The organism is Hazenella coriacea (assembly GCF_004341825.1).
Taxonomy (GTDB): domain Bacteria; phylum Bacillota; class Bacilli; order Thermoactinomycetales; family Thermoactinomycetaceae; genus Hazenella; species Hazenella coriacea.
The window spans coordinates 108,062-134,095 of sequence record NZ_SMAG01000001.1 but is presented as its reverse complement, the minus strand read 5'-3'; the positions used below and the strand labels follow the sequence as shown (position 1 = coordinate 134,095).

Annotated in this window: 30 protein-coding genes; 24 read left to right on the top strand and 6 right to left on the bottom strand. The window is 39.8% G+C overall.

The annotated features are described in order from the left end of the window. The first annotated feature begins 168 nt into the window (after window positions 1–168). The 11 genes from EDD58_RS00650 (at window position 169) to EDD58_RS00600 (ending at window position 10,703) form a co-directional block, all read left to right on the top strand. Window positions 169–1,293, top strand: a complete 1,125-nt coding sequence (locus EDD58_RS00650) for an SPOR domain-containing protein (RefSeq protein WP_165875722.1) — start codon at window positions 169–171, stop codon at window positions 1,291–1,293. A gap of 336 nt (window positions 1,294–1,629) precedes the next feature. Further along, window positions 1,630–2,292, top strand: a complete 663-nt coding sequence (locus tag EDD58_RS00645) for a Maf family protein (RefSeq protein ID WP_131922912.1) — start codon at window positions 1,630–1,632, stop codon at window positions 2,290–2,292. Window positions 2,293–2,365: 73 nt separating this feature from the next. Beyond that, entirely contained in the window at window positions 2,366–3,073 is a 708-nt protein-coding gene (gene radC, locus EDD58_RS00640) for a RadC family protein (protein ID WP_279389082.1), read from the top strand. A 188-nt stretch (window positions 3,074–3,261) separates the two neighbouring features. Then, window positions 3,262–4,149, top strand: coding sequence for a Vgb family protein (locus EDD58_RS00635; RefSeq protein WP_424321647.1), 888 nt, complete (start codon window positions 3,262–3,264; stop codon window positions 4,147–4,149). Between the two features lie 691 nt (window positions 4,150–4,840). Beyond that, on the top strand, window positions 4,841–5,884 hold the full coding sequence (locus tag EDD58_RS00630) for a rod shape-determining protein (protein ID WP_131922911.1): 1,044 nt from the start codon (window positions 4,841–4,843) through the stop codon (window positions 5,882–5,884). Window positions 5,885–5,890: 6 nt separating this feature from the next. After that, the gene (mreC, locus tag EDD58_RS00625; RefSeq protein WP_131922910.1) at window positions 5,891–6,778 is read left to right on the top strand and encodes a rod shape-determining protein MreC; all 888 of its coding nucleotides are present in this window, start codon (window positions 5,891–5,893) and stop codon (window positions 6,776–6,778) included. Then, window positions 6,778–7,302, top strand: a complete 525-nt coding sequence (mreD, locus tag EDD58_RS00620; protein WP_207903228.1) for a rod shape-determining protein MreD — start codon at window positions 6,778–6,780, stop codon at window positions 7,300–7,302. The genes mreC and mreD overlap by 1 nt, the downstream gene beginning before the upstream one ends. A 116-nt stretch (window positions 7,303–7,418) precedes the next feature. After that, the gene (locus EDD58_RS00615; RefSeq protein WP_131922908.1) at window positions 7,419–8,096 is read left to right on the top strand and encodes a septum site-determining protein MinC; all 678 of its coding nucleotides are present in this window, start codon (window positions 7,419–7,421) and stop codon (window positions 8,094–8,096) included. 50 nt (window positions 8,097–8,146) lie between these two features. Further along, window positions 8,147–8,941, top strand: coding sequence for a septum site-determining protein MinD (gene minD / locus EDD58_RS00610; protein ID WP_131922907.1), 795 nt, complete (start codon window positions 8,147–8,149; stop codon window positions 8,939–8,941). Between the two features lie 123 nt (window positions 8,942–9,064). Then, complete coding sequence (locus EDD58_RS00605; RefSeq protein ID WP_131922906.1) at window positions 9,065–9,841, top strand: M23 family metallopeptidase; 777 nt, start codon at window positions 9,065–9,067, stop codon at window positions 9,839–9,841. Continuing rightward, complete coding sequence (locus EDD58_RS00600) at window positions 9,834–10,703, top strand: site-2 protease family protein (protein ID WP_131922905.1); 870 nt, start codon at window positions 9,834–9,836, stop codon at window positions 10,701–10,703. Before EDD58_RS00605 ends, EDD58_RS00600 begins: the two co-directional genes overlap by 8 nt. A gap of 98 nt (window positions 10,704–10,801) precedes the next feature. Here EDD58_RS00600 and EDD58_RS00595 read toward each other — a convergent pair whose 3' ends face one another. Further along, complete coding sequence (locus tag EDD58_RS00595) at window positions 10,802–11,296, bottom strand: DUF4309 domain-containing protein (RefSeq protein WP_131922904.1); 495 nt, start codon at window positions 11,294–11,296, stop codon at window positions 10,802–10,804. Between the two features lie 487 nt (window positions 11,297–11,783). On the opposite strand from EDD58_RS00595, the gene rplU reads away from it, so the two are divergent. From rplU to obgE, 5 genes are all read left to right on the top strand, one after another. Next, window positions 11,784–12,095: a 50S ribosomal protein L21 gene (rplU, locus tag EDD58_RS00590; protein ID WP_131922903.1), complete on the top strand. Its 312-nt coding sequence runs from the start codon at window positions 11,784–11,786 to the stop codon at window positions 12,093–12,095. Beyond that, window positions 12,095–12,427 carry a ribosomal-processing cysteine protease Prp gene (locus EDD58_RS00585; protein WP_131922902.1) on the top strand — a complete coding sequence of 111 codons (333 nt, stop codon included), beginning with the start codon at window positions 12,095–12,097 and terminating at the stop codon, window positions 12,425–12,427. Before rplU ends, EDD58_RS00585 begins: the two co-directional genes overlap by 1 nt. 47 nt (window positions 12,428–12,474) lie before the next feature. Beyond that, the gene (rpmA, locus tag EDD58_RS00580) at window positions 12,475–12,786 is read left to right on the top strand and encodes a 50S ribosomal protein L27 (protein WP_131922901.1); all 312 of its coding nucleotides are present in this window, start codon (window positions 12,475–12,477) and stop codon (window positions 12,784–12,786) included. Between the two features lie 105 nt (window positions 12,787–12,891). After that, window positions 12,892–13,605, top strand: coding sequence for a Spo0B domain-containing protein (locus EDD58_RS00575; protein ID WP_131922900.1), 714 nt, complete (start codon window positions 12,892–12,894; stop codon window positions 13,603–13,605). A 27-nt stretch (window positions 13,606–13,632) separates the two neighbouring features. Next, window positions 13,633–14,940: a GTPase ObgE gene (gene obgE / locus EDD58_RS00570; RefSeq protein WP_131922899.1), complete on the top strand. Its 1,308-nt coding sequence runs from the start codon at window positions 13,633–13,635 to the stop codon at window positions 14,938–14,940. 188 nt (window positions 14,941–15,128) lie between these two features. On the opposite strand, the gene EDD58_RS00565 is transcribed toward obgE, so the two are convergent. Then, window positions 15,129–15,683 (bottom strand): GNAT family N-acetyltransferase, encoded by a 555-nt coding sequence (locus EDD58_RS00565; protein ID WP_131922898.1) that lies wholly within the window; start codon window positions 15,681–15,683, stop codon window positions 15,129–15,131. Window positions 15,684–15,981: 298 nt separating this feature from the next. On the opposite strand from EDD58_RS00565, the gene EDD58_RS00560 reads away from it, so the two are divergent. The 3 genes from EDD58_RS00560 to EDD58_RS00550 all read left to right on the top strand — a co-directional run bounded on the left by EDD58_RS00560 (window position 15,982) and on the right by EDD58_RS00550 (window position 17,904). Continuing rightward, window positions 15,982–16,332: a 1,4-dihydroxy-6-naphthoate synthase gene (locus tag EDD58_RS00560; RefSeq protein ID WP_207903227.1), complete on the top strand. Its 351-nt coding sequence runs from the start codon at window positions 15,982–15,984 to the stop codon at window positions 16,330–16,332. A gap of 78 nt (window positions 16,333–16,410) precedes the next feature. Then, on the top strand, window positions 16,411–16,764 hold the full coding sequence (locus EDD58_RS00555) for a hypothetical protein (protein ID WP_131922897.1): 354 nt from the start codon (window positions 16,411–16,413) through the stop codon (window positions 16,762–16,764). 276 nt (window positions 16,765–17,040) lie between these two features. Next, window positions 17,041–17,904 (top strand): metallophosphoesterase, encoded by an 864-nt coding sequence (locus tag EDD58_RS00550; RefSeq protein WP_131922896.1) that lies wholly within the window; start codon window positions 17,041–17,043, stop codon window positions 17,902–17,904. Between the two features lie 140 nt (window positions 17,905–18,044). Here EDD58_RS00550 and EDD58_RS00545 read toward each other — a convergent pair whose 3' ends face one another. Continuing rightward, window positions 18,045–18,518, bottom strand: coding sequence for a low molecular weight protein-tyrosine-phosphatase (locus tag EDD58_RS00545; protein ID WP_131923407.1), 474 nt, complete (start codon window positions 18,516–18,518; stop codon window positions 18,045–18,047). Between the two features lie 452 nt (window positions 18,519–18,970). Here EDD58_RS00545 and EDD58_RS00540 point away from each other — a divergent pair, with 452 nt between their 5' ends. Then, window positions 18,971–19,378, top strand: coding sequence for an ACT domain-containing protein (locus EDD58_RS00540; protein WP_424321646.1), 408 nt, complete (start codon window positions 18,971–18,973; stop codon window positions 19,376–19,378). 323 nt (window positions 19,379–19,701) lie between these two features. Here the strand turns inward: EDD58_RS00540 and EDD58_RS00535 are convergent, their stop codons facing one another. The 3 genes from EDD58_RS00535 to EDD58_RS00525 are packed head-to-tail and all read right to left on the bottom strand — an operon-like array spanning window position 19,702 to window position 22,403. Further along, a complete protein-coding gene (locus EDD58_RS00535) occupies window positions 19,702–20,685 on the bottom strand; it encodes an ABC transporter permease (protein ID WP_131922894.1) in 984 nt (327 codons plus the stop codon). Beyond that, window positions 20,678–21,601 (bottom strand): ABC transporter ATP-binding protein, encoded by a 924-nt coding sequence (locus tag EDD58_RS00530; protein WP_131922893.1) that lies wholly within the window; start codon window positions 21,599–21,601, stop codon window positions 20,678–20,680. Before EDD58_RS00530 ends, EDD58_RS00535 begins: the two co-directional genes overlap by 8 nt. Continuing rightward, complete coding sequence (locus EDD58_RS00525; RefSeq protein WP_165875721.1) at window positions 21,594–22,403, bottom strand: SGNH/GDSL hydrolase family protein; 810 nt, start codon at window positions 22,401–22,403, stop codon at window positions 21,594–21,596. Before EDD58_RS00525 ends, EDD58_RS00530 begins: the two co-directional genes overlap by 8 nt. 169 nt (window positions 22,404–22,572) lie before the next feature. On the opposite strand from EDD58_RS00525, the gene EDD58_RS00520 reads away from it, so the two are divergent. From EDD58_RS00520 to EDD58_RS00505, 4 genes are all read left to right on the top strand, one after another. Next, complete coding sequence (locus EDD58_RS00520; RefSeq protein WP_131922891.1) at window positions 22,573–23,268, top strand: LysM peptidoglycan-binding domain-containing protein; 696 nt, start codon at window positions 22,573–22,575, stop codon at window positions 23,266–23,268. A 17-nt stretch (window positions 23,269–23,285) separates the two neighbouring features. Continuing rightward, on the top strand, window positions 23,286–24,233 hold the full coding sequence (locus tag EDD58_RS00515) for a phosphotransferase (protein ID WP_131922890.1): 948 nt from the start codon (window positions 23,286–23,288) through the stop codon (window positions 24,231–24,233). 70 nt (window positions 24,234–24,303) lie between these two features. Continuing rightward, window positions 24,304–25,155, top strand: a complete 852-nt coding sequence (locus EDD58_RS00510; protein ID WP_131922889.1) for a nitrilase-related carbon-nitrogen hydrolase — start codon at window positions 24,304–24,306, stop codon at window positions 25,153–25,155. A gap of 1 nt (window position 25,156) precedes the next feature. Then, window positions 25,157–26,011: an NAD+ synthase gene (locus EDD58_RS00505; RefSeq protein WP_131922888.1), complete on the top strand. Its 855-nt coding sequence runs from the start codon at window positions 25,157–25,159 to the stop codon at window positions 26,009–26,011. Window positions 26,012–26,034: the final 23 nt, after the last annotated feature.

The window sequence follows — 26,034 nt, the reverse complement described above, 5'->3', positions numbered from 1 at the left end:
CTAGTGTTATGAAATGGATAAAAACGAGATGAGGCAATTACCTTCACAACAGAAAAAAGTTCTATTTCCTCTATCAAAACATAAGGTATATTAACAGATTTTAGAAGGGACGGTTTCAAGATGGAGGCAAAAAGGACTTCTCATTCCGATGAGAAAGGATTTAAGGGAATGAAAGTAGTAGTAAAATCGAAAAATCAGACAACCTCACATCAAGCCAAGAACCAGCCTCAAACTTTATATCTGGATTCAGCCCATTCAGCTTCACAGCCCAATAAAGATTCAATTCATCAATCCAAAGATAACTCAGGTGATTCTTCTCGTTTTAAGGATTTTACAGATGCCAAAGAACATTATCAATTTAAAAAGGTTTTCCAAATGGATGACTCCATGAACAAAGAGGTGATCGAGTGGGCTTCACCCCATAACCCTTTTTCCAAACAACGTAGGAAACAGCGCAAACCGAATGCGTCAGGAGCGGTCCAACTTTTGATTGCGATCGGTGGAGCGATTATTGTGGGAACTATTATGGGGTTTTCAATTTTATCTTTGTTCTTTTCAGATGACTCGAGCCACTCGGACCGATCCATTGACGCACATCTACCACCCAAACAGGTGACAAAAACAAACCAAGAGTCACCTGGAACTTCTACCCGTGTTAAAACGGGGAAGTTAGTTTTCCCAGAGTTAAAAACAGTGATGATTCAAGCTGGAAACTTTTCAGAAAAAACAGGCGCCCAAAAGACAGTACAAACTTATCGAACGCAGGGACTAGCAGCAGTCATGTCAGAGCAAAGTCCTTATCGTATTTTTTTGGGGATGGGCTTAAGCCGTGATGAAGCTTTGAAGTTGTCGGCAATCTATCAAGAGAAAGATATCCCTGTCTATTTGAAAGAGCTGAATATAAGTGGGGCGACTCCATCTTTACCGTATGAAGTCTCTGTTCAATTACCACAAGCATTACAACAGGGAAATCGCATCTTTATAGAGTTGGGGCAAGCTTCTGTGCAAGAGATTCAAGTTCGTTCACAACAAGCACAAACCCCATTTAAGTTTAAAGAGGAATGGTTAGAACAACATAAAAAGTTTGTTACAGAAATACAAATGGTAGAGAATTTACTCCCTGTTGAAGCACAAGAATCACTCACAGGGATGTCACGTGCGTTGGATCAAGCGATTCAAAGTGGTCAGGAAGCTAAAAATAATCCAAGTCAAGCTTTATTGTGGCAGATTCAAGAAGGACTGGTTAGATATGCGATTTCCTATGATCAATTGGTAAAGTCTCTGACCAAATAGAATGATCGAAGTGATGTTGATTCGTTGGAAATTCTAGAGAGAAGTTTCTAAACAAGCGCTTCGAATGTTTACAAAATGTTGAATTTTTCCTTGTTGATAGTTGGTTTATTTGCTAAACTGAAGATGTTGATACAAAGAAAACAAAGCGCCTTCACAACGTGATGGTGCTTTTTTACTTGTCGATCTTACCTAACTTCTTAGAGTGACATATTTTTGTGCAGTCGAACATATGTGCTATAATGAACCCATAGATCGTAGCTTGGTTTTTTAAAATACCATGACTGGGAAATGCATAAAACCAAGAAATCTACACTCTCCATCATGTAGTGACACAAAATGGTGATACTAATTGTAAATGGTTACCTCAAGGAAGGTGGAACTGTGAAGAAACTAGAGATTGTCCTCGCTTCTGGTTCACCACGGCGACAAGAAATGCTAACTCAACTTGGTGTTCCTTTTCGCGTACAAGTGAGTCAAGTAGATGAAAATGTAGAAGAAGAGCTTACCCCTGATTTACTTGTTGAACAGTTAGCGAATCGGAAAGCAGTGGCTGTGGCTAATCAGTGTGAAAATGCGTTAGTCATAGGTGCTGATACCATTGTGGTTCTAGATGGTAAAGTCCTTGGAAAGCCTAAAGATGAACAAGAAGCAATGGACATGCTACAACAATTACAAGGCAAGAAACACCAAGTATTTACTGGGATTTCTGTTATTCATATCAACGAAGGATTCATGCAAAATCAGCAGGTGGCCCACCGAATGACAGAGGTTACAATGCGTCCTCTTTCACAGGACAAGATCCGCAGGTATGTTGAGACTGGTGATCCTTTAGATAAAGCAGGAGCTTATGGTATTCAAGGAAAAGGGGCTGTTTTAATTGAGAAAATTAGCGGCTGTTATTTTAATGTAGTAGGAATGTCACTCTCTCTTTTAGATGAAATGCTTGAACAAATAGGATTTTCAATAACTGGTGAAAGTGCTCGTTCATCTGGAGTGTAGGACTCTTCATTGATGAAAACAACTAGTCTCCTCGTCCGGGTGAATAGAATCAGACTGGAGAGGGGAACGAGCAGTGGAAGAATATAAAGAAGGTGCAGTGTTAATCAAAGATCTTCCTGAACAAGAGCGACCTCGGGAACGAATGATTCAAGTGGGGAGAGAACAATTATCTAATGCTGAACTCATTGCAATCCTCTTACGAACAGGTCGAACAGGAGAATCTGTCATGCAACTCGCCCAGCGATTACTTCACTATACAGGTGGATTGAAGGGGCTCACCCAAACGGAAATCCAAGAATTAATAAAAATTCCTGGGATTGGTTCAGCAAAGGCGATTCAAGTGTTGGCTGGAGTAGAGTTGGGACGACGAATTTCTAGAGCTTTACCTGATGAACGCCCTGCCATTCGCCAACCAAGTGATGCAGCTCAATTGGTGATGGATGAATTAAGGTATTTACAACAAGAGCATTTTATTTGTTTGTTTTTGAATACTAAGTTTCAAGTTGTGGATAAGCAATGTATATTCAAAGGAAGCTTAAATGCGTCTGTAGTACATCCTAGAGAAGTGTTTAAAGCCGCTATTCATCGAAGTTCAGCAGGAATCATTTGTGTACATAATCATCCAAGTGGAGATCCAACCCCAAGCCGGGAGGATTTAGAAGTGACAGAACGTTTAGTGGAAGCAGGAGATCTCCTAGGGATTGAGCTCGTTGATCATCTCATTATCGGAGATCAGACATACTATAGCATGAAAGAAAAAGGGCTGATATTGGATCGATAAAACCGGTCTCATCAAAGAATAGATAATTGAAAATGACTAAAACCATGCTATTTAGCCCCTAAATTAAATTCGAGTCATCCCCTCTACCCTATACAATGTAGTTAAACACAGTGGAGGGGATTTTTAATAAAGAGACGAAACGGTTGGATAAATCAATTAAACAAAAAGAGGGGGAATCTAGTATAAATATGAATATAACAGAATTTGTAATTGCGAGAGCTAACTCTGGGCCTTATGGCATAGCTTCAGCAAAAGACGGAAATGTATGGTTTACTCAACATAAAGCAAACAAAATCAGCTGTATAGATCAAAATGGTAGGATAAAGGAGTTTACAGTTCCCACTCCTAACGCTAAAGTGATGTGCTTAACTGTTTCTTCCCGTGGTGAGATATGGTTTACAGAGAATGGCTCTAATAAAATAGGGAAACTTACAATAAAAGGTGATTTTATAGAATATTCATTGCCGCAGCCTGATTCAGGACCTTACGGAATAACTGAAGGTCTAAATGGCGAAATATGGTTTACTCAAATGAATGGAAACCGTATAGGAAAGTTGACGGCTGATGGTGCTATTCATGAATATGACCTGCCAAATAAGGGATCTTATCCTGCTTTTATTACTTTAGGTTCAGATAACGCCCTCTGGTTTACGGAGAACCAAAATAATTCAATTGGAAGGATTACGAATACAGGAAAGTTAACGGAATATCCTCTACCAACACATGCAGCAGCTCCAGTAGGTATCACTAATGGTAACGATGGTGCACTCTGGTTTGTCGAAATTTTGGGCAATAAAATAGGTCGAATCACTACTGATGGGGAGATTAGAGAGTATGATATTCCCACTCCAAATTCACGTCCACACGCTATTACTGCGGGAAAGAATGATGAAATGTGGTTTACTGAATGGGGAGCAAATAAAATTGGTCAAATTTCTGTTATTGATGGGAAAATTAATGAGTATAAAATTCCGACATCATCAGCAGAACCACATGGTATCGCATGTGACCCAAATGGGGATGTCTGGTTTGCATTAGAGTGTAATAAAATAGGTCATATTAGAAATAACTCATAAAAAGGTGTGTATTGTGCCGAATATTATAGTTGGCGAGTACCCTTATTATGATAGCAAGAATGGAGACTTTAGGGCAAAGTTCTCTTACCCTTATCAAGCAGTGAAATCCATCATTCAGCTACATGGTTTCAAAAGCAATTCCTTAAAAAAAAATTTATACAAATGTTGGGTCCATTTCGATGATTCCTTTTTCAATATGGACTCTTTTTATTTTCTATTAGTTGGGTGTTTGTCCGTTATTATTAATCAAACTGTAATTCAAAGCTATAATAACACCTTTAAAGAAAATTGGATTGGATGTAGAATAGGTGTATGGACACACGAGATAGAGTTAGTATTATTAGACCTCAAGAGAGGACGCGTCCATTTTATGAGCCTGAAACGATTTAACAAAGATTTAAACAAACAAAGAGAAAAAAGGTATTTCGAAAAAGTTTGATCAAAACATAAAAATCAAACATAATTAATCTGATCACTGAGTCGAGAAGACTTAGATATGACAGAACGTTTAATGAAAACTTAACAGTATTTAGAAATTGAACGAGTTGATCATCGAATGATCCAAGACTAGACCTACTATAGAATGAAAGAAACAGGGCTAATCTTAGACATCTTAGAGGATGGTATTTCAAATAAAATTGATTTGTTCAACTCTACACATTAGAGATTTAGCGGAAGGGGGTTTTTCATCATGTTTAAAGGTTTTACTCGAGATATGGGAATCGATCTCGGAACAGCGAATACACTTGTCTTTGTGAAAGGGCAAGGGATTGTTGTCCGGGAGCCTTCTGTTGTGGCATTTGATAAGAACACTGAAGAGATCAAAGCAGTAGGAGACGTTGCCAAACAAATGATCGGTCGAACGCCTGGAAATATCGTAGCCATCCGTCCTATGCAAGATGGTGTGATTGCTGACTTTGATACAACCCAGACGATGATCGATTATTTTATTGAGCAAGCAACTGAAAAACGTATGTATTTACCACGGCGTCCCAATGTGATGGTTTGTATCCCTTCAGGAGTTACTCAGTTGGAGAAACGAGCTGTAGAACAAGCTACTTTACGTGCTGGAGCAAAAGAAGCCTATACGATTGAAGAGCCTTTTGCAGCAGCGATTGGAGCAGGGCTTCCTGTTTGGGAACCGATGGGGAATATGATAGTTGATATTGGTGGAGGGACCACTGAAGTTGCAGTCATTTCTCTAGGAGGCATTGTACTGAGTCATTCGCTTCGAGTTGCTGGTGATAAAATGGATGAGGCAATTATTCAATACATTAAGAGAAAACATAATCTCTTGATCGGTGAACGGACATCTGAAATGCTTAAAATGGAGATTGGCTCTGCGAGTCCTCTAGAAGAAGAGATTGAGAAAGAGATTCGTGGAAGGGATTTAATTTCGGGTCTTCCTAGAAACTTAATGATCACTTCTAAAGAGATCACAGAAGCACTTGAAGAAACTGTGGATGCCATTATAGAATCAGTAAAACAAACCTTGGAACAAACTCCACCTGAGTTAGCAGCTGATATTTTAGAAAAAGGAATTGTTTTAACAGGTGGTGGTGCGTTGTTAAGGAAGTTAGATCAACGATTGAGTGATGAAACCAAGATGCCTGTCATTGTCGCCGAAAATGCACTTGATTGCGTAGCGATTGGTACAGGAATGGCCTTGGAACATATTCATCTTTTCAAACCAACCACTGAGTCATTCCTATTTAAACGGCGGAGGTTTTGGTGATTTATTATGTTTGAACGTCCGAAGTTCCAACGCCGCATCTTGTTTCTATTGTTGTCTGTAATCCTTCTATTTATTTCTGTAGGAATGACAAAAGGGAACCAAGGAGAAATGAAGGGACCTGAAGGTTGGCTGAAAAATGGATTTGTGTTTATCCAAGGTTTTTTTTACACTTCTACATATGATTTTCTATCTTTATTTTCTACAGAATCGAAAGAATTTGCTATGTCCTTGGAGCAGAAAGCGGAAAGAGATCAATTAGAAGTGAAAGTAAATAAGCTCGAACAAGAAAATGAGCAATTGAAACGACTGATTGGTTATCAAGAAGAAAAGTCGATTCAGTATATTTCGGCTCGGGTTGCATATCGGAGTCCCAACCGATGGAATAATCGGGTTGTGATAAATCGTGGAGCTAAAGATGGAGTATTGCCTAGAATGCCTATTATCACTTCACAAGGACTTATTGGTAGAGTTCAGGCAGTTACAGACCATATGGCAGATATTCAATTGTTGACGGATGCGGGAAATGGGGCGAGTAATCCGGGCATTGCAGCCGTGATTCAAAAAGACAAGCAAGAAACCTTGGGAATTATTGAAGGATTTCATGCTGAGAGTAATTCCTTAATCATGAATAAAATTCCTGCTTCCGCTCGACCTGAAAAAGGTCAGCTTGTGGTTACCTCAGGGTTATCCGATGTTTATACAGGCGATTTACTCATTGGGACAGTAGAGCGAGTAGAGATTGGAGAAACAGGTGTGGACCAGAAAGTTTTTGTAAAGCCAGCAGCTCACTTTGAACGACTCGATTATGTGTTAGTAGTGAATGATCCGACAAAGCTTCAGCTAAGCCAACATCAAAAACAGACGAAAGTCCAAACCGGAGGGGAAAAGCGATGATGCACTTTATTTTCGTCGGTTTTCTCTTCTTTCTTTTTATTTTGGAAGGATCTCTATTACAACTTATGCTTCCGCAATCGATGGGGAGTTCTTATGTAGTTGTTTCGCAACTTGTTTTTAATGGCATGATTCTTCTTTCTTTATATTTGCAGAAACGGGAAGTTTTTTTCTATAGCTTGGGATTTGGATTGTTTTATGACTTGATCTATGGTCCAGCGATCGGAATCTACACTTTCACTACGATTTGGACAGCTTTTGGAGTGTGTTGGGTCGCCAAACGATTTCCGCCAGTTCCATGGGTCATCACACTGACAACTCTTTTAGCTCAATGGATACATCTCAGCTTATATTACGGATGGTTGCGCCTTTTTGATTTGACAAATCAATCACTCTTCCCAACCTTATTTAATTCGATCATTCCATCTGTCTTTTTTAACCTGATTATGATGTATCCCATTTATTTGTTCATCCATTGGATTCTCTACAAATATCAACACAAATCTGTTCAATTATATCGTACCTGATCACAGGGGCTTTGTTTCAGAGATGAAATAGGTACATATCGTTGGTATGCGTTGACATTAGAAGGAAAAACAAGGGAAAGAGCGAAAACATTTAGTTAAGGCGGGGTGACGTACGTATGGGAAAAGCATTAAAGCCGGGCGTAACCATTAAAGGAACCAAAAATGGACTTCTCTTCTTTCTCGATGATTCGCGCCCCTTTTCTGAGGTATTAAATGAATTAAAACATAAATTGGAACACAATCAAGCTTCGCAAATCTGGGATGGTCCTAAGATGAATGTACAGGTGAAGCTGGGTCAGCGTCGAATCACTAAGCCAGAAGAGCTAGCTGTTCGAGAATGTTTTTCCATTCGTAAAAATTTGATCATCCAAGAATTTGAATCGGAAGGGGTTCCATATCTACTCGATCAGCAATTGGGCATTCAAATGCTTTCTGGAACTGTTCGCTCAGGTCAGGTACTCGACTTTCAAGGAAGCTTACTATTACTTGGTGATGTAAACCCTGGAGGGATGGTGCAAAGTACAGGAAGCATTTATATTATGGGAGCTTTACGTGGGGTAGCCCATGCGGGAAGTCAAGGAGACGAATCAGCGATGATCGCAGCCTCGATCTTCAGACCTACCCAACTACGAATTGCTGATATCATCTCTCGACCTCCTGATCGATGGGATGAATCGGAAAACTCGATGCGTTTTGCTTATTTAGTCAATAACCAAATTTCTGTTGAAAAATTGCATTGTATTACTCAAGTGCTCCCGCAAAAAGAGTGGAAAGAACATACCAAACGGGTGTAAATAGAATAGAAACCACCAGATAGAAATAGGTTCGGGAAAGGAGGAAAGGAATGGGCGAGAGTATCGTGATTACTTCTGGTAAAGGAGGAGTGGGGAAATCTACCACTTCTGCTAATATCGGAACAGCGCTTTCATTAGCAGGTAAAAAAGTATGTTTGATTGATACAGATATTGGTTTGAGAAATCTAGATGTATTAATGGGATTAGAAAACAGAATCGTGTACGATCTTGTAGATGTGATTGAAAAGACGTGTCGCATCCAACAAGCATTAATCAAAGACAAGCGGTGTGAGGAGCTATTTTTATTACCTGCCGCTCAAACTAAAGATAAATCTGCTTTGTCAAGTAACCAACTGCGATGGATTGTTGCAGAACTCAAAGAGGATTTTGACTATGTGTTGATTGATTGTCCTGCAGGGATTGAGATGGGCTTTAAGAATGCGGTTGCAGGAGCAGACCAAGCTATTATTGTGACTACTCCCGAACATACAGCAATCCGAGATGCCGACAGAGTAATTGGTCTATTAGAAAAAGAAGTCAGTGTTCCGCCTAAGCTGGTTTTGAATCGGATGAAAAAACAAATGGTGAAACAAGGCGGTATGATGGATGTTGACGAAGTCGTCTCTGTGCTCTCTATTGATTTGCTTGGAGTGGTCCCTGACGATGAACAAGTGATTCGGGCAGGAAATATAGGCGAACCAGCGGTATTTGATCATACTAGTCTTGCTGGAAAAGCATATCGGAATATCGCCAGACGGATTCAAGGTGAAATGGTTCCTTTAATGGTGTTAGACTCAGAACAAAGGTTTATCACAAAAATGAAAAAATGGCTAGGGTTTGCATAATCATAGGAAAAGGCTACATCTCTAGGTGTAGCCTTTTTATCATATAAACTTTTAAAAAGAATAACCACATCCAGTCCTACATATGTTGATAAAAAGGCTTGGACAAAGTGTGGTGAAGTAAAAGTGAAAGAAGAATGGAGCCAAAACATTAAGAAGCGGAGGGAGCAACAAGTTCGTTTAATCAAACAAGGGATTTCAACTCCGCCCCCGCCATCGGGTCCTGTGCCGTTTAAGGAAGAGAAATCTTTTGTAGATCAAACCACATCTGAACTGGCTCCTTGGAATCAAGGAATCAAACAGAAGTCAAGGCGTGAGCGTCGCTTGGTCTATCAGTTTATAGGGGCAGGATTTTTATTTGTACTTACATTCTTAGTCTTTCAATCCAATTCTCCAACGATGAGACCTGTAGAACAATTTACTGTTCAAGTGATGACCCGTGATTTTAACTTCTCAGGAATGTCCCAATGGTATCAGCAAATAGTTGGCACATCACCCTCTATTTTACCTGCTTTTTGGAGTAAGCTGGAAGCTCCGAAAGCTACTTCAATTAGCTGGGGGACACCTGTCAATGGAACAATTGTCTACCCATTTGATAACAAAAGAAAAGGGGTTGTAATCCGCTCAACTATACAGTCACCCGTGGGAGCGGCAGCAGAGGGTTGGGTGATTTTTGCAGGCCAAAAGGAAGGGTTAGGAAATACAGTGGTCATTCAACATGGGAATGGTCGGGAAACTTGGTATGGTTGGCTTCAAGAGATCACTGTCAAAGAGAAAGATTGGGTGCAAAAAGAACAACCGATCGGTAAGGTAGGAGAAAAAGAAGGACAGCCCCTTGTTTATATTGCACTAAAAAAAGATGAACAGTTTATAGATCCGACAGGTGTGATCTTTTTTGAATAGACGGATGTGGAAAGAAGTTAAGTTTCAGATTCACCCGTTATTTTGGTTATTAGTCTGTTCAGCGATTTGGACAGGCTATTTTCTTGAAGTTCTCACTTTGATGGTATTGGTAGTTATCCATGAACTCGGACATATGTCTGCAGCTTGGTCTTATGGTTGGCGAATTCATTCCATGCAACTCCTTCCTTTTGGGGGAGTTGCCAAGATGGAAGAGTGGGGAACAGTATCTGCACAGGAAGAAATGATTGTTGCATTAGCAGGTCCATTTCAACACATGTGGATGATTATAATCAGTTATTTATTTTATTTTACAGGCTTTTGGTCAAAGGGATGGACCGACTATTTTATTCTATGTAATTTTTTGATTGCTGGGTTTAACTTACTTCCGATCTATCCGTTAGATGGTGGGAGAGTGATCCAAGCTCTTCTCTCCTATCTCATGCCCTATCGTTTATGTATCATGATTACTCTATGGCTAGGAATTATCTGTTCTACTTTATTAGTGATTGGTTCTTTCATTCTTGCACTTGATGGGGTTTTACTTCATCTCTTATTTTTATCATTGTTTTTAGTCTATTCGAATGTAATCGCACTGAAGCAAAAAAACATTCAGTACATAAGGTTTCTTTTACGGCGTAGGGAACGAGGAATTTCACACAGTGCAAAGATTCAAACTCTATGTGTAAATGAACGAGACCCACTGTGGAGTGTGGTGAAGCGGTGGTATAAAGAACATTATCATGTGCTTAAGGTGGTAGATCAGAAGGGAAGGGTGATTGGATTCATCCCTGAAGAGCAAATCCTTGAACAATATTTTGACTCAGCTCGTCCTAATTGCAAAATAAAGGAGTTAATCAGTTAATAAAAAGCCAAGGGCGTAGTTCGAATCGCCTTTGGCTTTTTATCTACTCTCTATTCCTGAGTGGATCGGACTCAGTAAAGTGATGATAGGTTATTTAGTTATTTTTCAATATAATAGTAATTGACATTGGGATCTTCGACTTGACCTTGAAGGGACATGTCAAATCCAAAGTACAATTGAGCATTTTTCCCTTCATATTTAATAATATAATCTCCACCTGTATCTAGTTCTTCCGCTGGACTACCAAAAGTTTTTTCAAGTTTGGATAGAGTTAACGATTTTAGTGAAGGGTCGTAGCAAAAAATTTTGTTAACTCCGTTTGGGTCAAATGTGAATTGGGCCCCCTTCTGGGTGTAATCTAGATAACTTGCCTCTTGATTTTCTGGATCTCCCCATTGTTGAAGGATCTCATCCTTCGTTGATTTTAAACTTAACTCTTCACTGGTTAACGTTTTTCCACTCTCTGCTAATTCCTTGATTTGTTTGGCTAACTCTTGATCATTCTTTCCAGCTGAGGGATTCGAAGAGAAGCTACATCCACTCATGACTATAAGAATGCATAAAATAGAAAACCATGAAAGCCACTTTTTCATCAAAACAACTCCTTACTCCCTATGAGCAGATTTCAGTAACATCAGAGTCTAAATCTCCGATGATCCACAGTACCTACTTCACTGTCAGTCCTCAAGGATACTTGGATATCTACAGGAAGAAACTTTGAGAAATTGTGAATGGATTCATTTATTCTAGTTTATCATCTTATTTTCCTGCTATTAGAGACTTTTACTAGCTAGGCAACAGATAGATTCAAATCCCGTTGGGACGTTGTTTCTCTGGATTACTGTATTTTCCAGATTCGATCGATTGAAGATGTGCTATAATGAAATTCCTTCTTACGGTGTAAATATACTGTTTCCAAGGGCTGAAGGTGGCTCCTAAGAAACGGAAAATCTTTGACAAGAACTCCTTTATGTGCTATTATACTCGTTGTGATTGCTCACCGCACACCAATAGGATGAGTGTGAAAAAGGTTTTTTACCTTTCCTATAGTGGCGAGTCTCTATAACGAGGAGGATTGTCATGTACGCTTTAATCGAAACTGGTGGTAAACAATACCGCGTTGAAAAAGATAGTGTTTTATTCATTGAAAAACTGAATGCTCAAGAGGGTGACACGGTCACTTTCGACAAAGTTTTGCTCGTCAACAAAGACGGTGAAACCAAAGTGGGTGCACCAATCATCAATGGTGCCAAAGTGGTTGCTAAAGTAGTTAAACATGGTAAAGCTAAAAAAGTTACTGTGTTTAAATTTAAAGCAAAGAAAAACTATAAACGTACAAGAGGTCATCGTCAGCCGTTTACCAAAGTCGTGATCGAGAGCATCGAAGCTTAATGATCCGCATTCGGGTAGAGCGAAACGAGCAAGCTGAAATCGAACGTGTTCTCATTACTGGGCATGCAGATTTTGATGAATCAGGTAAGGATATTGTCTGTGCTGCTGTATCTGGTATTTCCATTGGGATGGTGAATGCCATCGAGGAAATGTTTGGAGTCCAGATGCATGCGGATGATGATGGAGACGGTAAGGTAGATTGCCGTATTCCCCTTCATTTGGACGATCCCGAAAAGCTTGCAAAGATTCGCTTATTGCTTGAGGCGATGGTGGTATCGCTTCGAAATATGGCTGATGAATTTCCTTCTTATGTTAAAATAAGAGAACGTTAGCCTGTTAATCTAATATAATATAACTTTATTGAAAAGAGGTGGAAATCATGCTAAAACTTAACCTTCAATGCTTTGCTTCTAAAAAGGGTGTAGGTTCTACAAAAAACGGTCGTGACTCCATTTCCAAACGCTTAGGTGTTAAACGTGGAGACGGTCAATTTGTATTGGCTGGCAACATTCTTGTTCGTCAACGCGGAACCAAAATCTACCCAGGTTTGAACGTAGGTAAAGGTGGAGACGACACCTTGTTTGCAACAGCTGATGGTGTAGTACGTTTTGAGCGCATGGGTCGCGACAAAAAACGTGTAAGTATCTACCCAGCAGCAGTGAAAGAAGTAGCTGCATCTGTACAAGCTTAATTGTTTTCAGGTTGGAAAAACCCCAGCAAATGTCTGGGGTTTTTCTTTTGCTGAAAAATACTGTAAAATAGAGGTCTGAACTAGCTACATAGGAGAGGTTTTTTCATGATTCGGTCGTTTGCTCCAACTATTCTTATAGGGATTGTTTGGGTGTTCCAACCTTTTGGGATGATCGGGAATATGATTTGTTTTATTGGCTCCATCGTTAGCTTATGGGGTGGTATTTATTTTTATCATCAAAGAATTCAAAAACAAGCACTCATCGAAGAAGCTGATCAGATCAAGTGGATTTTAAGTCAACAACGCCATGACTGGATGAATCACATCCAAGTATTGATGGGATACCAAACGTTAGGGAAGTCGGATAAAATAACTCCATACCTCATGAAGTTAGTCGAAACCTCTATGCAAGAACGGAATATCTCGGAGATTGGATATGCCCCACTAGCTGTTTACTTGATGACGTTGCCTCATCGTTTTCAAAATGGGAACATACAGGTAGTGGTTTCAAGTGGTTTCCAGTTACCGAACCAACAAGATGAACAGCGTCTATTAAGGATTTTAGAAGTATTATTTTCTTGGCTAGAAAAACAGGGTGAGGATCAAGCTAACTGGAGTTTGATAGAGACAAAGTTTGAGATCGATGAACAGCATCTAAATCTATGGATCACGATGAAGAGTGTAGATCATGAACTTTTGTCATGGACATTTCCTCCGCATGAGTGGGAAAAACTGCGGAATGATATGAACAAATGGAACGGAGATTTACAAATTTCTAATCAAGATCACGGTTTACAGATTCAACTTCAGCTTAGATGAACGGGAAATGTAAGGTGGGTGGAAAGTATGTTTGTAGATAAAGTGAAGGTATACGTAAAAGGTGGAGACGGAGGGAATGGGATTGTCTCATACCGCCGTGAAAAGTATGTTCCCTATGGTGGACCTGCGGGTGGAGATGGAGGTCGTGGGGGAGATGTTGTTTTTGAAGTAAATGAAGGACTTCGGACATTGATGGACTTCCGTTACCAGAGGCATTTCAAAGCGACACGTGGAGAGAATGGACGACCTAAGACTCAACATGGAGCCAATGCAGAGCATAAAGTGGTGAAGGTACCTCCTGGAACGATCGTAAGAGATGCTGATACAGGAGAGTTAATCGCAGATTTGACTGAACATGGGCAACGAGCGGTGATTGTCCGTGGCGGACGTGGGGGGCGTGGAAACACTCGTTTTGCTACGCCTGTCAATCCAGCACCCGAAATCGCAGAAAATGGGGAGCCAGGAGAAGAACGCTGGGTTGATTTGGAGTTAAAAGTATTAGCCGATGTAGGATTGGTGGGTTACCCGAGTGTGGGTAAATCGACTCTCTTGTCAGTCGTATCAGCAGCTCGTCCCAAAATTGGAGCGTATCATTTTACGACACTGGTTCCGAATCTAGGCGTGGTACAAGTGGAGGATGGGCGTAGCTTTGTGATGGCGGATCTCCCCGGTCTGATCGAAGGCGCCCACGAAGGTGTAGGTCTAGGGCATCAATTTTTACGTCATATCGAACGGACGAAAGTCCTTGTGCATGTGATAGATATGGCAGGCTCAGAGGGCAGAGATCCCTATGAAGACTGGCAACAGATCAACGAAGAGATTAAGCTTTATCGACAAGACCTTGAACAACGTCCGCAAATCGTTGTAGCTAATAAGATGGATCTACCTGATGCCGAAGAATATTTAGAGCTATTTAAGGAACAAGTGGGCCCAGACGTTCCTGTGTATCCGATCTCCGCGGCCACCCGTCAAGGACTGCGAGAGTTATTGTTTGCCATCGCTGATTTACTAGACAAAGTGGAAGAAGAGCTAGCTGAGGAGACAGTAGCTGAAGAACAATTCTCCGCTGAACGTAAAGTGTATAAAAGCGAAGCTGAAGAGGCAGCCTTTACGATTCGCCGTGAAAATGAAGTGTATGTGGTAGAGGGAGAACGGATCGAACGATTAATGCAAATGACCAATTTTAACTACCATGACAGTGTGATTCGTTTTGCCCATACAATGAAACAAATGGGAGTCGAACAAGAATTACGTGAACGGGGAGCCAAAGAAGGCGACACGATTCGAATCGGGGAAATGGAGTTTGAGTTAACTAATTCGATGTACCAAGACTAATAAAGATAGTCGGACCTAAGCGGTTCGGCTTTTTTTATGGGGGGAATAAGGTGAAATATCTTGAAAGTACAGTGAATTAATGTTAGTAGTGGCAAATGGCGGTAAAATCGAGCTTTGCTACCCCTACTCCTAATTGCGCCCGTTTGTTAAATATCTAAATTACGAATGATGATACCGCATCCCCCATTTTAGGTATGTCTCTTCATCCAATTATTTCTTGTTAATTTCATGTTAATTGAATCTACCCATTTCCCTTCAAATTCTAAATCATTTTTATCGACACTATCTATAACAAAGCCCACTTTTTCATATACTTTCTTTGCTCTTGGATTGAAGTCAAAAACACTCAAAGTTAGTTGGTTCAGTTTAGTATTTTTAAAAACATAATCGATCATTAGTTGGGTGGCTTCCGTTCCTAACTTACGATTTCTTCCCTTGGGTCCAATGAGTATTCTAAAATTCATACTTTGGATTTTTTCATTATATAAATTGACCACTACTTCTCCCACCAAGATATTTTGGAATTTATCAACAATGGCAAGATCCAAACGGTCGGTTTGTACATTTCTTGTTTTATACCAATTAATGATTACTTCTCTATCGAATTCAGATGAGCTTCCTGTAAGTTTTATTACCTCAGGATCCGTTAAACATTCTTCTAAATGGGGAAGATCTTCAACTTTAAAGGGTCTCAGAATAACTTTCTCTCCCACAATAGTCGGTTTATTTTTCAAATCTATCATTTATCTCACTCCATTCATTCAAACTACACCCATCATTTTATAACAACGCATAATAAAAAACAGGTAGCCTATGGTGAATAAGTTCCTCCATAGTATTAGATGGTTTTGGCTGTGGTTCTAAAATTCAAGCAGGTGAAGCGGGTTTAAGGGCACTTAGGAAACAATTAGAGAAGGACTTAGGAATGAAAGTAGATATTTCAATCATTAAAAGAGGAGGGGTATTTGATAATAAGCCCTTTATACAACATGTAAAAAAGGAGAGAGAGAATTTAAATATTATGATGATTTATATTGCAAGGTGTTTATAGATATAAGTATGAATGAAGAAGAGTTAATAGAATTTATTGTAAAAGCAATATCAGGATCAAAAGAGCTATGGAGAACCATTACTAACGGTGTAATGGAAATTGATGTTGTAAAAAATGAAGACTTTGATGAAAGTAAATTAGTCCATTTCTATAGGAAGGGTTTCTTGTATTCAAGATATTATCTGGACATCGAACCAAATGAGAATGTAGAGCAAAAAGACTACATAGAACACATAGGTAACCTACTAAAAAGGCTTTGGGAAACAGAATTTAAAGCAATTGCTGCCTGTGACTTTGAAGAAGAGTTGCCAAGAAAGGGAGGGCGTGAAAAAATAAGTTGATTGTAGAGCTTTCTTGATACTTGGCTTACTCATATCACGTAGTAGACAGATTATTTTGCAAGATTATGAGGGGATATCTTGAAAGCACAGCTAATTCAAGAAAAAATCAATCGTTTACACTATTGGGATGCCCGACTGTTGCAACTACATGCGGATTATTTCGGAGATGAAGTAACACTTCTATTTGAGGATTCAAATGCAAATGTAAAACTATTATTTTCTGGGTGTTCTAAAGTACACTTAACTACAAATGTTAGCGACCGAATCAAACCAATGAGAGAGCTCTCTATTCCACAAATCCCTTATTTTATTCAGGATCTAGAGATCACTGACTATATTGAAGGGGATTTAGAATTGCTGAATTGTAAAATATCGGCACCTCCACTTATGATTGAGTTGCGTTGCTATAAAATCGAGATAGTCCGAGAATAAGCTTTTTGGTTAGTTGATGGAGGTAAATAAAAATGCGAGGATTAAACATTTTGAGGATGATATTTACAGTCGAACCTAAGCGTTCGACTTTTTTATATTGAAAACTCTAGAAAGATTTAAGTCGATTCTCTATATATTTCTGGAATTAACGAATTAAATGTTAATATTTATTATAACAAACAAGAAAAGTTCGTAGTTTCGTAAATCTATCATCCATAATGGCTAAGAGGAACTATTCGAAGGACAATACGCTATGATTTGAATGAGGTGAATCTAGTGTCAGAACCCAGTATACAAACAAAAAAGAAAATAACTCGCCGCAACTTTTTGAGACTCTCGTTATTTGCAGGTTTAGCTAGTACGAGTGCTTTATCTTATTCTTTCTTTTTTGAAAGGTTAAACATCGAAATGAAACAAATAAAAATAACATCTTCACGGGTTCCACAATCATTTAGAGGCAAAAGAATCGTACATATAAGTGATATTCATTTTGGTTTTTTCTTCGACCTAGAGGAATTAAGGGAACTCACAGCAGAAATAAATAGAATAAAACCAGATCTGATTTGCTTTACAGGGGATTTTATTGACTATGAATTTACTAAAAATCAAGCCACTCAAGTATCTGAAATATTAAAGCATCTCAAAGCTCCTTTGGGTAAATTTGCTATACTTGGAAATCATGATTATTGGGGAGATGTTACTTTAGTCCAAACATGCCTACAAGAATCTGGCTTTACCCTTCTTAAAAACCAAGTGACTGAGATTAAAACGGAAACAGATCAAATCTATTTATCTGGCTTAGATGATATATTAGAAGGAACACCAGATCTCCATCCAATCATTCAGCAGACTCAAAATCATCATGATCGTTTTCATATCATGCTTGTCCATGAACCTGATTATGCTGATGCTGTTGCGAGCTATCATGTGGATCTTCAACTTTCGGGACATAGCCATGGTGGGCAGATCAGCTTCCCTGTGATTGGACCTTTGATTACCCCTCAGGGTTCAAAAAAATATATTAGTGGACTATATAAAGTGAATGAAAGACTTAATCTCTACACGAGTCGTGGTATAGGAACAACGATTCTTCCAATCCGTTTCTTGTGTAGACCGGAATTAACAGTTATTGAACTATAGTCTGAAAATTGTATAGAAGAAAGAAAACACTCGCTCATTGAATTACCTCATTGGAAAGAAGCCCTTAGAATCTGATTCGAAAGATTCTTAGGACTATCGGCTATTATCCATTATTACGATTTAGACTCCTAAATGAACATTCAGGAGTCTAAACCACGATCTTGTTTAATTTTTGCTAAGAGTCCTTTACAGCCTTGGGTGACCAATTCATAGGTTTCTTCGAAATTACCCGTAAACCAAGGATCAGGGACTTCTTTGTATTGAGTTTTGGGAATAAAGTCTACGAGGCGATACAACTTCACATGTGGGTCACCTGCGACTTCTTTTAAATTAGCGAGGTTACTTTCATCCATCCCAATCACATAGGTAAAGTCTTCAAAGTCATCAATTTTCACTTGGCGGGCATGAATTCCTTCGTATGAGATTTTGTGTTCAGCTAATTTTTTTTGTGTACCTTCATGTGGAGGCTCGCCGATATGCCAATCGCCAGTTCCTGCTGAGTCGATTCGAAAATGGCTAGACAGGCCTTCTTGATTTACGAGATGACGGAATACTGCTTCAGCCATCGGTGAACGACAAATATTACCTAAACAAACAAATAGAACTGAGATCATATGTAACTGTCGCTCCTTTTCTATAGATTTGGAGTTCGATATTCGCTCCACAAATTAGGACAAAGTCATTGGAAACGATAGTTCCACTCCTTATAGTAGTCTATCTACACTCCTCTACTTGAGCAAAATCACTTGAATGAATTGGAATTTAAGTGACTCAAGCCAAGATACCTAGAAGGGGAGATGTTTCTCTAGCGAACGACTATTGCGGATCTGCAACGGGAATGAGGCAGAGAAACATCGATCCGACATGATTTGGATAAACATGTTACTAAAATGCTCATATGGAGTACGTTATTGATATCTTACCATAATGAGCTATTGTGCATGAAATAAAGCTTGATTGACAACGCTTACAAAGTATAAAATGTCCGCAAGCATTACTCATTTGTTTTTACATGGAGGACATCGTATTGAGCCAAGAAGATCCATTTGTACTTGTGCGAGTAGAGATGCTGCCTGAGGCGATTCAGAAAACATTAGAAGTGAAACGATTGATTGAAACAGGTCAAGTATTCTCTGTTCAAGAGGCGGTTGAACAGGTTGGATTAAGTCGAAGTTCATTTTATAAATATCGAGATCATGTATTTTCTTTTCGGACGATGGTCAAGGAGAAAATTGTGACTATTTCTATGGTATTGGAGCATCGTGCAGGTGTTTTATCCAGTGTCCTTCGTTTTTTAGCAAGCTCAGATGCCAATGTGTTAACGATTCATCAAACGATTCCTCTACAAGGAGAAGCTAATGTATCGATGTCAGTCGATACCCAACAGATGGTCACAGAGATTAATCAGGTATTGGTGGGCTTACAGCAGCTAGATGGAGTTCGTAAAGCTGTAGTGGTGGCGACTGGAGAGTGAAGCTTAGTAAGTATTACTTTGTTGATTCTACTTTTGTGATCCACTTTATAACAAAACTCGACTTGAGCAAAAAACTTGAATCAATTAGAAATCATGTAGCTTGATTTAATGAGCCTAGGAGGGAAGATCGTTCTCTGACGAGCGACTTTTGCGGATCTGCTACAAGAGTGAGACAGAGAAATATCGACCTGAGAGGATCTGGTTATGTGACTAAAATGGCTTATATAGAGGACAAAAGATTGAACAATAATCTGACATTTAACTTATAAACAGACTACTGACGCTTGTCCATCAGCAGTCTGTTTTGATTTGTGATCATGAATTTAAGCTAGAATATCTCGGCGATTGAAAGAGACAAAGGCGACAATCAGAGCTATAATGGCCCATATACTTAATACACTTAGTGAGAAGGGCAGATTCATTCCTTCTACCAAAATCGGACGACCTGCGAGATAATCAGTGAGTCGGAGGTTTGTAAATGCTAAGTATTTCAATGCAGTCCAATTAGGTGCAAGTTGGGCTAATAAGCTTCCCGAAATGACCGCTGCCAACATAACGCCCATACTCGAAGCGGTACTACGTACGAGTACCGAAACCATAAATGAAATCGTTCCTACAGCGATACTAGAAAACCAAGCTAAACCATATGCCATGATAATATATTTCCATTGGGGAAGCAGGTGTACATTCTGAGTAATCAGTTGCCCTCCTTGCTCCTGAAATCCTGTTATTACAGGCAATTCCCAGCCTTTATAGCCAAATATGAGTCCTGATATCAGATAGCCAAGTACGGCAGTCATTACCACCGTTAAAGAGACACTCAAAAGTAGGGCTAGATATTTACTCATTAAAACCTTCCAGCGCCGTACGGGACGGGTGAGTAGCAGTTTCATAGACCCTGTTGAATGTTCAGAAGAGACAATGTCAGCGGCTAGAACAACGACGAGTAACGGCAAGAAAAGGGAAACCGCTTCTTCTACAAATTTTCGGATAAAAGTAGGTGCACCTGGAGCCGTTGGGTCTATATTTTGATCAAGATAATACTGTTGTTGTTGAATATTGATCTTGATCATTTGCCGCCATTCATCAGGAAGTCGGCTAGATGAGAGCCGATTTTGTTGATCAATGATTTGTTGTTGTAAAACAACACGCCAATCTGAGGTTCCCATCTGTTCAATCACATTTTGAGCTGTTCGGTATTGAGCATAAGTAAAGATCGGAATTAATACGACCAGTATTAAAGTGATGACAAGGAGCCGCTTTTTACGAACAAGCTTTAGCATTTCATTATAGACGAGATTAAACAATCGGTTTTCCTCCTGTCATTTCTAAGAAAATATCTTCAAGTGTAGGTTGGAAGGGACGGATCCCTTTTACCGAGATGTGTTCTTTGATCAAATGTTCATTAGTGTCAGCCACTTTTTCTAGGGGCATATGAACGAGAATACGGTTAGCTTCAAGTAGTTCTACATGTTTTACATCAGAAAGACTTTTTAAAATGTCAGCTCCTTTGTTTTGGGGCTCTAGAACCCACTCCACTTGGGCATGTGAACTGACAAGTTGATCAACACGACCAGTTTTAACCACACGGCCTTCACTAATAATCGAAACTCGGTCACACATGAGTTGTACTTCATGTAAGATATGGCTGGAAATAAAAACGCTTATTTTTTCTACACGTGCTAAATGACGAATAAAGGAGCGTAACTCTCGAATTCCTGCAGGGTCTAAACCGTTTGTAGGCTCATCTAGTATAAGTAGTTTAGGCTTTCCGAGTAGCGCTTGAGCGATTCCTAGGCGTTGTCTCATTCCAAGAGAGTACGTTTTAACTAGGTCATCAATCCGTGGCTCCAACTCAACTTGTCGGATGACCTCCTCAATTCTTTCAGAGGGGAGATCGTCTACCATTCTTGCGAAATGCTCCAAATTCTCGCGTCCTGTGAGATAAGGATACAGCTCTGGATTTTCGACGATACAACCCACATTGCTGATGGCTTTTAAGTAATCTTTTTTCAAGTCGTAGCCACCGATTTTAATACTTCCTTGAGTGGGACGAATTAAACCGACAAGCATGCGGATCGTAGTTGTTTTTCCTGCACCATTAGGTCCTAGAAAACCAAAAATTTCACCCTCGCCGATCTGAAATGAAATATCATGAACAATTTTGCGTTTGCCAATTGTTTTAGACAATCCTTCGACAGTTAACACATGGGAGTTACTCATGAAGGTTCCCTCCTTGAGGTGTATCATTAATGACCTGTAACAAGCGAGTGGCCATTCGACTGTAACCTTGCTCGTTGGGGTGGAAATGATCACTGTACAAGTAGGCATTCGGTTGGAGCTGGAATAAGTCAAATGTAGGTACAACGACAACTTGGTCATATTGGGCTGATATTGTATGCATGGTTTCGTTCCACTCGGCAGCGAGGCGAGAAGAGCGTTTTTCTTCGGCTAAGTCTCCAAAAGGATTATAGAGTCCAAACATATAAATACGAGCATCTGGATTGAGCTTGCGGATCTCTGATAAGATGAAAGTTAAATTTTTTTCATAGACGAGCCGACTTTGTTCTGCTGCTTGCTCATCGATTTTTTCGAGGCGTCCACTACCACGGAACAGATCATTTCCACCAATGGTAAGAGTGATCCAATCAGCTTCTTTTACGATTGTACGAACTTGAGTCTGTTGAATTTGTTTCGCTAATTCAGTGGAGGTTTGTCCACTAACAGCTAGGTTGACAGCGCTAACGGGTTGTGTGGATTTTTTTCTTAAGTCTTCTTTGACAAGACCAAAGTATCCTAAACCTTTGGAGTCACCAATCCCTTTGGTAAGTGAATCCCCTAATCCAACCAACATTCCACCCTCAGCTTTAGAAGTTTGCTTGTTTTTGGGGGCTTGAAATAATGGTTTTGCTTGAGGGGTTATTTGATCTTGAATTGCTAACACAAAGCCAGTAGCTAGTCCAATCAAAGACAGAATCGACACTATGTATACAACGAGAGAAAAAGAATACTTTCGTTTGTTCACAAGTTGACCTCCATATTTTACAATCATATAAAATCTATTGTATTGTTTTTGATGAGTAAAGAAAATTCTCCCCTTTTTCTTATTCTTGACAATTATGTGAAGCAAATAATGGGCAGTTGCTGCATAGGATAGAAAAGAAATTGTTGCTTCACGTTAAGGGGGTTGTGACATGAAAATTCATATCGTTCGAGAAGGCGATACGATGTGGGACCTTGTTCAAAAGTATAACACGCCATTGGAACGAATTCTTGAAGCCAATCCGCAGATTGATCATGCGGAGCCATTGAAGTCTGGAGTCAAAGTTCGAATTCCTACTGGACGAATTCCTGTTTTAAATCAAAGAAAAGAAGAGATGGAGCCGATCAAAAAGGTGAAGGCTGAAAAAGAAAAACCTTCACATCGGCCATCTCAGGAATCTTCATCATTGGAAGATCCATTATTTTTTCAGCCACATCCAACTTATTGGTATGACCCAGCTATGATGACTGACCATCCATATGTGATGAATGAGAATGCATATGTGGATTCATCGGTTTATGTAGGAAGCGAATCATCTTATGCATCACTTCCCAAACCTCCGATGTCCCCTTATGATCATTTATATTCGGGATATGGACCCTATTCTTATCCCATGATGGGGGGAATGGTACAGGGAATGGTTCCACCAATGGTTTATCCTCCACCTATGCCTTGTATGTCACCCATGGTTTCTCATATGTATGTACCACCTTATTATCCATTTGAACCAACAACCCCTGTGATGGGGTGGGATGAGCCTGTACCTAAAGCATATACCAAATCATCTGCCCCGTTTATTGCAAGTCCGATTCATAGTCAAAAAGAGAGTTCTTCTAGAGAAGGGTAGATGAAGAAGGGAGATTTATGAAACAACCCCATCCTTATTTAATGGAGAAGATATTACATACTTCGGTGCGTAATATGACTCCTTATCGAAAAAATTGGTGTATCGAAACTGATCAACATAAGTGGATCGCTAAACGTGTGAATAATAGTGACAACCTTCGCTGGTGGATCAAAGTGGACCAAGAGATGAGACAGCGAGGCTTTCATTCTATGCCGATTATCCGTAGCGATGGAAAGTCATGGTTATGCACTCCATTTATTGAAGGTAAAACGGGAAACTACGCAAATATGGAAGAAGTAAAGCGAATGATTGGCGTACTTGCCCATTTTCACTTAGCTGGTCGAGGGTTAACCACGCCGCCGGAGAAAGGGGCGGCTTTTCTTCTTTATCATCGATTACACGAACGATTGGTTCAATTTTATCAATTAATGAAGAAAGTAGATTCCATCCCAGGGGAGTTAGGAGTATTTTTAAAACGGTATGGACGAGATTTTTACTTAGATGGTTATCAGACGTGGCAACAAATAGAGAAGTTGCCGTTACAAAAAATAGCTCATGAGGAGCGCTTTTTACGAAATCTTACTCATCGGGATTTAGCTAGTCACAATTGGATCATATCACCTAATCATCAACCCTGGTTAATCGATTTTGAAACGGCCGACTATGATAGTCAATTGGGTGATGTATGGCAAATCTCTTCACGGATTTTGTCAGAAAATAATTGGTCTGATGAATGGAGCGAGTTTGTTCTGCTCTCTTATGAATCCTACCGCCCTTTTACATCATTAGAAAAAAGAATCATCTATAACTTGCTCTCTTTTCCTAATGAATTTTTCCGAGAAGCTATTGGTCTCGCTAAAAAGAAGCGAGGTTATCAAATGAAATATACATTTCCGTATCTACAAAAGTTAGTCAATCAGCGAAATCAATGGCAATTACAATTGAAACGCATCTTCTATTGGTAGTCCATCGGTGCTTATGGTATGATTTAAAATGATTTTACCAGCCAGATGGTGCCTGAGGAGGCGCAAATAAATGAGAGTAGGACTTGCACAGGTTAGACCCAGGTTGGGACGAGTGGAGGAAAACATTGAACAACATCAGTTGATGATCCACCGTGCCAAGGAAGAAGAGGTGGATCTTCTTGTTTTTCCTGAATTAAGTTTGACTGGTTACCAACTGTTGGATCTTACCTATGAAGTAGCGAGAAATCCTTTCAGTCCAGAGATTCAGTCTATTGTCCAATTAGCGGATGATATGGATATCGTGTTCGGCTTTGTGGAGCATAGTCCAGAGCATATGCTTTATAATTCAGCTGTTTATGCGAGCAAAGAGCAATTGCATTATTTACATCGGAAAGTATTTCTCCCTACATACGGAATGTTTGACGAGGGCCGTTATTACGGACAGGGATCCACCATTAGGAGCTTTCCAACTCAGTATGGACAGATGGGAATTGCGATTTGCGAAGACATTTGGCATCCTTCGACAGGATATTTGCTGTCACAAGATGGAGCCCAGATCATGATTGTACTCTCCAACTCACCAGCAAGGGGAGTGGAGGAGTTAGGTTTAACATCGCAACAATCATGGTATTCTCTTCTTACTTACCAAGCAATGGTTCATGGTTGTTATGTGCTCTTTGCGAATCGAGTGGGATCAGAAGATGGGTCAACATTTTTTGGAGGCTCAGCTGTTGTCAACCCATTTGGTGAAATTGAGGGACAAGCAGACTTGTTTGGAGAAGACCTACTGATTATGGATCTTGATTTAGATAAAATCAGACAAGCTCGTTTTCAAATGCCAATGCTTCGCTATGAGAGTACAGATTTAACGATTCGCGAGCTTCAACGAATTCAACGTAAACGCCGCGGGGAGGGATCTTAATATGGAATTTGTAGAAGAACAATTAGATCAAGCACCATTTTTACGGCTGGATGAACCATTAGTAACGGACCTCCTTGTTACTAGTTTGCGTGAAGAAGTTGAAAAAGCAGGCTTTCATAAAGTGATTCTGGGTCTTTCAGGTGGGATTGACTCTGCTCTATCCCTTTATTTGGCGACAGAAGCATTTGGAAAAGAAAATGTGATCGCTGTTTGTATGCCATACCATACCAGTGATCCTGCCAGCTTAGAAGATGCTCAAGTGGCGATTGAAGAATTGGGTGTCCATTCGTTAATCATTGATATTACACCGCAAATTGACCCTTATTTTGATGAACATTTTCCAGAGGCTTCTCCTCTTCGTCGTGGAAACAAAATGGCCCGGGAACGAATGAGTATCTTGTATGACTTATCCGTAGACTTTGAAGCTTTAGTCGTAGGTACCAGTAATCGAACCGAACTTCTATTGGGTTACGGAACCCAGTATGGAGATGGTGCTTCAGCGGTCAATCCCATTGGAGATCTATATAAAACACAGGTGAGACAACTTTCTGCCTTTTTGGGAGTTCCAGAGCAGATTATTATCAAACCACCCAGCGCAGATCTGTGGGAAAACCAGACAGATGAAGGGGAGTTAGGATTTACTTATTTGGATGTGGATCGTTTACTTTACTATATGATCGATAAACGTTATACACTTGAACAGTTAAGTGAACTACAATTTACAGAAGACTTTATATCACAAGTAAGTAGAAGAATTATTCGTAACCAATACAAACGGACCATGCCGATCATTTTAAAAGTAAACAATCGAACGATCGGTACTGACTTCCGATACCCACGCGACTGGGGTTTATAAGCGAATGGGGAGAGTGAAGGAAA

Coding starts and splice junctions, on each gene's coding strand:
- mreD (WP_207903228.1), top strand. CDS start 6,778: ATGCACTTTATTTTCGTCGGTTTTCTCTTCTTTCTTTTTATTTTGGAA.
- obgE (WP_131922899.1), top strand. CDS start 13,633: ATGTTTGTAGATAAAGTGAAGGTATACGTAAAAGGTGGAGACGGAGGG.
- EDD58_RS00565 (WP_131922898.1), bottom strand. CDS start 15,683: ATGATAGATTTGAAAAATAAACCGACTATTGTGGGAGAGAAAGTTATT.
- EDD58_RS00635 (WP_424321647.1), top strand. CDS start 3,262: ATGAATATAACAGAATTTGTAATTGCGAGAGCTAACTCTGGGCCTTAT.
- EDD58_RS00520 (WP_131922891.1), top strand. CDS start 22,573: ATGAAAATTCATATCGTTCGAGAAGGCGATACGATGTGGGACCTTGTT.
- rplU (WP_131922903.1), top strand. CDS start 11,784: ATGTACGCTTTAATCGAAACTGGTGGTAAACAATACCGCGTTGAAAAA.
- EDD58_RS00515 (WP_131922890.1), top strand. CDS start 23,286: ATGAAACAACCCCATCCTTATTTAATGGAGAAGATATTACATACTTCG.
- EDD58_RS00615 (WP_131922908.1), top strand. CDS start 7,419: ATGGGAAAAGCATTAAAGCCGGGCGTAACCATTAAAGGAACCAAAAAT.
- EDD58_RS00545 (WP_131923407.1), bottom strand. CDS start 18,518: ATGATCTCAGTTCTATTTGTTTGTTTAGGTAATATTTGTCGTTCACCG.
- EDD58_RS00530 (WP_131922893.1), bottom strand. CDS start 21,601: ATGAGTAACTCCCATGTGTTAACTGTCGAAGGATTGTCTAAAACAATT.
- EDD58_RS00585 (WP_131922902.1), top strand. CDS start 12,095: ATGATCCGCATTCGGGTAGAGCGAAACGAGCAAGCTGAAATCGAACGT.
- EDD58_RS00510 (WP_131922889.1), top strand. CDS start 24,304: ATGAGAGTAGGACTTGCACAGGTTAGACCCAGGTTGGGACGAGTGGAG.
- EDD58_RS00645 (WP_131922912.1), top strand. CDS start 1,630: ATGGTGATACTAATTGTAAATGGTTACCTCAAGGAAGGTGGAACTGTG.
- minD (WP_131922907.1), top strand. CDS start 8,147: ATGGGCGAGAGTATCGTGATTACTTCTGGTAAAGGAGGAGTGGGGAAA.
- EDD58_RS00505 (WP_131922888.1), top strand. CDS start 25,157: ATGGAATTTGTAGAAGAACAATTAGATCAAGCACCATTTTTACGGCTG.
- EDD58_RS00650 (WP_165875722.1), top strand. CDS start 169: ATGAAAGTAGTAGTAAAATCGAAAAATCAGACAACCTCACATCAAGCC.
- EDD58_RS00540 (WP_424321646.1), top strand. CDS start 18,971: ATGCTGCCTGAGGCGATTCAGAAAACATTAGAAGTGAAACGATTGATT.
- mreC (WP_131922910.1), top strand. CDS start 5,891: ATGTTTGAACGTCCGAAGTTCCAACGCCGCATCTTGTTTCTATTGTTG.
- EDD58_RS00575 (WP_131922900.1), top strand. CDS start 12,892: ATGATTCGGTCGTTTGCTCCAACTATTCTTATAGGGATTGTTTGGGTG.
- EDD58_RS00630 (WP_131922911.1), top strand. CDS start 4,841: ATGTTTAAAGGTTTTACTCGAGATATGGGAATCGATCTCGGAACAGCG.
- rpmA (WP_131922901.1), top strand. CDS start 12,475: ATGCTAAAACTTAACCTTCAATGCTTTGCTTCTAAAAAGGGTGTAGGT.
- EDD58_RS00595 (WP_131922904.1), bottom strand. CDS start 11,296: ATGAAAAAGTGGCTTTCATGGTTTTCTATTTTATGCATTCTTATAGTC.